We start from the raw sequence: 6458 nt of genomic DNA, 5'->3' as shown, positions 1-6458 counted from the left end.
CTTTTGGGCGGCCGTTGGGGTGGGGTGTGTCGGGGGGGGGCCGCGGGCGGCCCCCCCCCCCCCCCCCCGCGCCCCGCGCCCCCCCCCCCCCCGCGCCCCCCCCCGCCCGCCGGTCCTGGTCGACGCACGCCCCACGCTGCGGCTCCCCCCGGGGCAGGTGCCGCGCGCCTCCGTGAAGCAGACCGCCTCCGCCGTCTCCGACTACCGTTCGTACGCCGCCGACGCGGCCTGCCTGACCCGTGCGGGGGCCGGGACCGTCACCGGCACCGGTGCCTTCGGTGTGCCGACGGTGCGCGCGGAGCACAGGCCCGCTCAGTGTCCGGAGCCCACGGAGGCGTACGACGCGCTGACGCCGCGGGATCTCGACGCGCTGCGGGCGTGCGAGTCCGGGAAACGGTTCTCCGACTGCTTGCAGCGGGTCTTCGACGAGCGCGTCGCCTCCGTGGCCCCGCCCCGCCTGGAGGTCGCGCTCGGCTTCCGGGACGAGTCGCCGCCGACCCTGGCCGTCGCGCCCACCGCGGCCGTCGCCGGGGGCGTGGCCCTCGTGGTCATCCTGGGCGGGCTGCTGCTGAGCAGGGCCGTCCTGCGTCCCGTTCGCGCCCTGACGCTCGCCGCGAAGGGGCTTGGCGAGGGCGACCTGGGGCGGCGGGTGCCCGCGTCGGGACGGGACGAGATCGCGCAGCTCGGCGGGGCCTTCAACCGCATGGCCGACTCGCTCCAGGCGAGCGAGGAGCACCAGCGCCGCCTCACCAGCGACATCGCGCACGAGCTGCGCACCCCGCTGGCCAATCTGCGGGGCTATCTGGAGGCCCTGCGCGACGGGGTCCTCGAACCGACCCCCGAACTCCTCGAATCCCTCCACGAGGAGGCGCTGTTGCAGCAGCGGATCGTGGACGACCTGCGGGACCTCGCGCTGGCCGAGGCGGGCGCGCTGGCCTACCACCACCGGGACGTCGATCTCCGCGAGCTCCTGGAGACGAGCCACCGCGCCCACATCCCGCAGGCCGGGGCCGCCGGCCTCGTACTGAACCTGGAGGCGCCGCGGCCGGTGTACGCGCGGGCCGACCCGGACCGGCTGCGCCAGGTCGTCGGCAACCTCGTCGGCAACGCGCTGCGGGCCACCGCCCCGGGGGGAACCGTGACCCTGGCCCTGCTCGGGGACGGCGACCGCGCCGTACTGGAGGTACGCGACACGGGCACCGGGATAGCGGCCGATGACCTGCCACGGCTCTTCGACCGCTTCTGGCGGGCGGACGCCTCGCGGGACCGGGCCACCGGAGGCAGCGGACTGGGTCTGTCGATCGCCCGTCAGATCGTCGCCGACCACGGGGGCGCCATCGAGGTGCGCAGCACGGTCGGGGAGGGGACGACGTTCGCGGTCGCCCTTCCCCGGGCACGGGACGGTCAACCCCCGGCGGGGGGTGACGCGGAGACGGGACCGTCCGTGAGCCGGTAGCCCCTCCCGTACACCGTCTCCACATGGCTGCCGTCCGGGCCCGTCCCCAGCTTCCGCCGCATGTTCATCACATGGGCGTCGACGGTCCTCTCCAGCACGTCCCGGTCGAAACCGAAGACGCGCTCGATGATCTGGGCACGCGTGAAGACCCGGCCCGGCTCCCGCGCGAGCGTCTCCAGGATGGCGAACTCCTTCGCGGTCAGCTCCACCGCCCGGCCCGCCACCCGGACCTCGAACCGCGCGGTGTCGAGCTCCACCTCGCCGACCCGCAGCACCGCGGGCCCGCCGCCCCCGCCGGACCTTCCCGAGCGGCGCAGCAGCGCCCGCACCCGAGCGGTCAACTCACGCGGGCTGTACGGCTTGGTGAGGTAGTCGTCGGCGCCGAGGTCGAGGCCGAGGAGCATGTCCTCCTCGGCCACCCGGGCGGTGAGCAGCAGGATCGGCACGTCGGACTCGGTGCGCAGGATGCGGCACACGTCGAGGCCGTCGACCAGGGGGAGCATCACGTCGAGGACGATGAGGTCGGGCCGCGCCGAGCGCGCCCGTTCCAGCGCCGCCCGTCCGTCCGCGACCACATGGACCGCGTGTCCTTCTCTTTCGAGATAGATCCGGATCAGACGGGACTGCTTCGCGTCGTCCTCGGCGACCAGAATGCGAGCGCTCACGTTCCCCCTCCACGGCCTCCTGCCGGTGCCCGAACGGTAGTACAGAACGACCGCGCGCATTCGGTACGGAGGGAGGGTCCCGGGTACTCCGGTACGGAGGGAGGGTCCCGGGTACGCGGACGGGCGCCGGGAGACCTCGCGGTCCTCCGGCGCCCGTTCTGCGCGTGCTGTCGTGCGGGGTGCCCGGGTCAGGCGCGGTCGTCCGGGGCCGTGCCGCCCGTGGCGTCCGGGCCGTCCTCGCCGGCCGCCTCGGCGTCGGCCTGCTTGGCCTCGACCTCGGGGTCCAGCAGCGTCGAGGCGTGCGGGCTGCCGTCGACGGAGGACAGCGGGGCGCGGTCGTCGACCTCGGTGGGGGCGGGCGGCTCCACCAGCCACTCGGGGTTGGCCTGCTTGTCCCACCAGCGCCACACCGCGTAGCCGGCGCCCGCCAGGATCCCGGTGATGGCCAGGCCCTTGAACGCCTTGCCCGCCCTGGCCCGCCGCTCGTGCTTCCTGGCCAGCTTGCGGATCTGCTTCGCCGTGACCTGGCCGCGCAGGGCGGCCACCGCGGCGGCGCTGCGGGTGGCGGCTTCCTCGGCCACCGGCTGGGCGGCGGCCCGGGCGCTCTCGATGCGCGGGACGGTGTAGTCCGCGGCGCTGCGGGCGGCCTGACGGGTGCGGAGCGCGGCGCGCTGGGCGACCTCGTCGACCTTGGGGGGTACGTGTGTGCGGGCGAGCTCGATACGCGGGGCGACGTGCGCGCCGTACTGCACACGGGCCTGCTTGGCTGCCTTCGACACCTTCGGTGCGAGCAGCGTGCGGGCCTCGTGTGCATAGTGAACGGCCTGGTCCTTGGCCGAGTCGGCGTAGGGCGCCACCACTTCCGCGGCGTGCTGCACGCTGTCCCTCGCCGAGTCGGTTGCGGCACGCACGCTGTCGATGCGGGTCACGGGATCCTCCTCCTTGGTGGCGGGTAGGTACTCCGCCTTTCCACCCAATTCGAGATCATGCCTGCGCGGGCCCTCTGCGGCATGTGGGGCGGGCATCCGGGTCATTCGGTACCTTCCGACGACCATGCCATGGTTCATCCCGTATCGCGCCGGTTCGTCACGCACTTGGCCGCACCGGCCGTGCCGCGCGGGTGTGGGCCCGGCGCGTGCAAGGATCGGGGCGTCGGCACGGTCCGCGAACCGCGCCGGGCCGGCGCGCGGCGCAGTCGCGCAGAGCACACGTGCAGACTCACGGAAGGCAGATCGTGGCCGAGCAGCTTTACGCCACCTTGAAGACCAACAAGGGCGACATCGAGATCCGGCTCCTGCCGAACCACGCTCCCAAGACGGTCAAGAACTTCGTCGAGCTCGCCGAGGGCGAGCGTGAGTGGACGGACCCGACCACCGGGCAGAAGTCCAAGGGCCGGCTGTATGACGGCACCGTCTTCCACCGCGTGATCAGCGGTTTCATGATTCAGGGCGGTGACCCGCTGGGGAACGGCACCGGCGGCCCGGGGTACGAGTTCAGGGACGAGTTCCACCCCGACCTCGCTTTCAACCAGCCCTATCTGCTGGCCATGGCCAACGCCGGACCGGGCACCAACGGTTCGCAGTTCTTCATCACGCTCGCGCCGACGGCCTGGCTGACCGGCAAGCACACGATCTTCGGTGAGGTGGAGGGAGCGAAGAGCCGGGAGGTGGTGGACACCATCGGGGCGACCGCGACCAACGCGCGTACCGACCGTCCGGTGCAGGACGTCGTCATCGAGTCGGTCGCCATCGAGAGGCGCTGATCGCCCTCCGCGTCCGCTCGCTCACTCTCCGATTCCACGTTCGGGAACCAACCGCCCCGCCCGTCCGTATCTCATGACAGAACGGACGCGCGGGGCGGTGTCGTGCGCACCCGCGCGACGACGAGGACCGAGGGGACCGGGAAGCCATGGGACCGATGGACCAGCAGCCGCCGGGCGCGTCCGGACCGCCCCCGCCCGTCGAGGGGCCGGCCCCCTGCTATCGCCACCCGGACCGGGAGACGGCGGTCCGGTGCGTCCGCTGCGACCGGCCCATCTGCCCGGACTGCATGGTCGACGCGTCGGTCGGCTTCCAGTGCCCGGACTGCGTCCGCCAGGGGTCCGGTACGGGGCACGGCGCGTCCGCCGCCCGGCCGCGCACGCTGGCGGGGGGCGTCGTCGCGGCGGACCCCCGGCTGATCACCAAGATCCTGCTGGGGATCAATGTCGCCGTGTTCGTCGCAGCTGCGGTGAACGGCGCGCTGATCGACCATCTCGAGCTCCTGGGCCGTGACGTCTTCACGGACGACGGGCCGCTCGAAGGCGTCGCGGAGGGTCAGCCGTACCGGCTGGTGACGGCGATGTTCCTGCACGAGGCACCGTGGCACCTGGCCTTCAACATGCTGGGGCTGTGGTGGCTGGGCGGCCCGCTGGAGGCGGTGCTGGGCCGCGTCCGCTTCCTCTCGCTGTATCTGCTCTCCGGGCTGGCGGGCAGTGCCCTGACGTACTGGCTCGCGGAGCCGAACCAGCCGTCTCTGGGGGCCTCGGGTGCCATCTACGGTCTGCTGGGTGCCACCGCCGTACTGATGCGCCGGCTGAACTACGACATGCGCCCGGTCATCGCGATCTTCGTGCTCAACCTGATCATCACCTTCAACCCCTGGGGCGGGATCGCCTGGCAGGCGCACGTCGGTGGGCTGATCGCCGGAGTGCTGATCGGGATCGGCATGGTGCACGCCCCGCGTGAGCGGCGTGATCTGGTGCAGTTCGGGACCTGTGCCCTGGTGCTCGTGGCCGTCGTCCTGATCGTGGTGACGAGAACGGCCGCCCTCACTTAGAGGTCACCGCCGGGGCGAGTGTGGACCATTTGTGACCGAAGTTGTCCACAGGGTTCCACAGCCTGATCCTGATCTTGTGCATAGTGCGGGTACAACTGTGCCCCTTGTCCCTGAGCTGGGTTTTTCCAGTCGGGACAAGGGGCGTTCCGCCCTCGGGCGGGGGCGGCTGCAGTCACACCGGCGTCAACGGCCTGAGAGTTATCCACAGATCGTCTGACCTTTTCCCCCACCTGTGGATAACGCTGTGGGTAACTCAGGGCAGGGGTTGCGGAGCGGGACCGGTGTGTGGTTCTACGCGGTCGCGCGGGCTACTTCCACTGTGTGGAGACGCCGAAGCCGCCGGCGATGAAGCCGAAGCCGACGACGATGTTCCAGTTCCCCAGCGACTTGATCGGCAGGTCGCCGTCGGTCACATAGAAAACGACGATCCAGGCCAGTCCGATCAGGAAGAGCGCCAGCATCACGGGCGCCACCCAGCTGCGGCTGGTGAGCTTTATGTTGGTCGCCTGCTTCGCCGGGGGCGGCGTGAAGTCGGCCTTCTTGCGGATCCGTGACTTCGGCACGAGGAACTCTCCTGTCGATGCGCTGCGTGACCGCGCAGGGAACTGTGGCTGGCGCCGGGGCGGGGCGCGAGGGGGAATGTGGCCTCCCCCGGGCGTCCGTTAGCGTAGTCCTTCCGTGGCACCGAAGGAGATAAGGGTACGTTGAGCAATTCTGCCGACTCTCCCCCCGGGCCGGTCCGCCGCACCTTCCGGCACCCGGTCAGACTGCTCACGGCTGCCGTTTTCGCCCTTGCCGGACTCATCTTCGTGACCAGCGCGAATACGGCGAAGGGGACCAATATCCGGACCGACGCCTCACTGCTCAAGCTCTCCGACCTCATCCAGCAGCGAAGCGAGAAGAACGCCGCCCTGGAGGAGTCCGCCGCCTCCGTGCGCGGGGACATCGACAGGCTCGCCCAGCGCGACAACGGCAGCACCAAGGCGGAGGCCGCCAAGCTCAAGGCGCTGGAGCGGACCGCGGGCACCACCGAGCTGTCCGGCCCCGCCGTATCCGTCACCCTCAACGACGCCCCGCCCAATGCCACCGCCAGCCCCGGCTACCCCGATCCGCAGCCCAACGACCTGGTCATCCACCAGCAGGACCTCCAGGCGGTCGTCAACGCCCTCTGGCAGGGCGGCGCCCAGGGCGTCAAGGTCATGGACCAGCGGCTGATCTCCACCAGCGCCGTGCGCTGCGTCGGCAACACCCTGATCCTCCAGGGCCGGGTCTACTCACCCCCGTACAAGATCACCGCGGTCGGCGACCCCGATGCGCTGCGCCGGGCGCTGGATGCCTCGCCCGCGATCCAGAACTACCTCCTGTACGTGCAGGCGTACGGGCTCGGCTGGAAGGTCGACGAGCAGGGGGCGGCGACCCTCCCCGGCTACTCGGGCACGGTGGACCTGCACTACGCGGAGCCGGTGAAGTAGCAGACGGCGACAGGCGCCGCACAGCTTTCCACAGGCATCCCACGCCGG

General features: G+C 71.5%; 7 protein-coding genes. 4 read left to right on the top strand and 3 right to left on the bottom strand.

All coding sequences use genetic code 11. From position 1 onward, the window contains the following. Window positions 1-172 precede the first annotated feature (172 nt). A complete protein-coding gene (locus ACFZAT_RS16955) occupies window positions 173-1456 on the top strand; it encodes an ATP-binding protein (protein ID WP_391265006.1) in 1284 nt (427 codons plus the stop codon). Here ACFZAT_RS16955 and ACFZAT_RS16950 read toward each other — a convergent pair. Then, entirely contained in the window at window positions 1405-2121 is a 717-nt protein-coding gene (locus ACFZAT_RS16950; RefSeq protein ID WP_391265005.1) for a response regulator, read from the bottom strand. The genes ACFZAT_RS16955 and ACFZAT_RS16950 overlap by 52 nt on opposite strands. Before the next feature lie 188 nt (window positions 2122-2309). Then, window positions 2310-3050 carry a DUF5324 family protein gene (locus tag ACFZAT_RS16945; protein WP_391265004.1) on the bottom strand — a complete coding sequence of 247 codons (741 nt, stop codon included), beginning with the start codon at window positions 3048-3050 and terminating at the stop codon, window positions 2310-2312. Between the two features lie 305 nt (window positions 3051-3355). Between ACFZAT_RS16945 and ACFZAT_RS16940 the strand changes: the two genes are divergently transcribed. Both ACFZAT_RS16940 and ACFZAT_RS16935 read left to right on the top strand, forming a co-directional pair. Continuing rightward, on the top strand, window positions 3356-3883 hold the full coding sequence (locus ACFZAT_RS16940; RefSeq protein ID WP_391265003.1) for a peptidylprolyl isomerase: 528 nt from the start codon (window positions 3356-3358) through the stop codon (window positions 3881-3883). 155 nt (window positions 3884-4038) lie between these two features. Continuing rightward, complete coding sequence (locus ACFZAT_RS16935) at window positions 4039-4938, top strand: rhomboid family intramembrane serine protease (protein ID WP_391265031.1); 900 nt, start codon at window positions 4039-4041, stop codon at window positions 4936-4938. Between the two features lie 308 nt (window positions 4939-5246). On the opposite strand, the gene crgA is transcribed toward ACFZAT_RS16935, so the two are convergent. Beyond that, window positions 5247-5501: a cell division protein CrgA gene (crgA, locus tag ACFZAT_RS16930; RefSeq protein WP_265543105.1), complete on the bottom strand. Its 255-nt coding sequence runs from the start codon at window positions 5499-5501 to the stop codon at window positions 5247-5249. Between the two features lie 141 nt (window positions 5502-5642). Between crgA and ACFZAT_RS16925 the strand changes: the two genes are divergently transcribed. Further along, a complete protein-coding gene (locus ACFZAT_RS16925; RefSeq protein WP_391265002.1) occupies window positions 5643-6410 on the top strand; it encodes a DUF881 domain-containing protein in 768 nt (255 codons plus the stop codon). Window positions 6411-6458 lie beyond the last annotated feature (48 nt).

Origin of the sequence: Streptomyces sp. NPDC008163 (genome assembly GCF_042956885.1) — a bacterium.
GTDB classification, from domain to species: domain Bacteria; phylum Actinomycetota; class Actinomycetes; order Streptomycetales; family Streptomycetaceae; genus Streptomyces; species Streptomyces drozdowiczii_A.
This window is presented reverse-complemented; position numbering and strand designations above follow the sequence as displayed.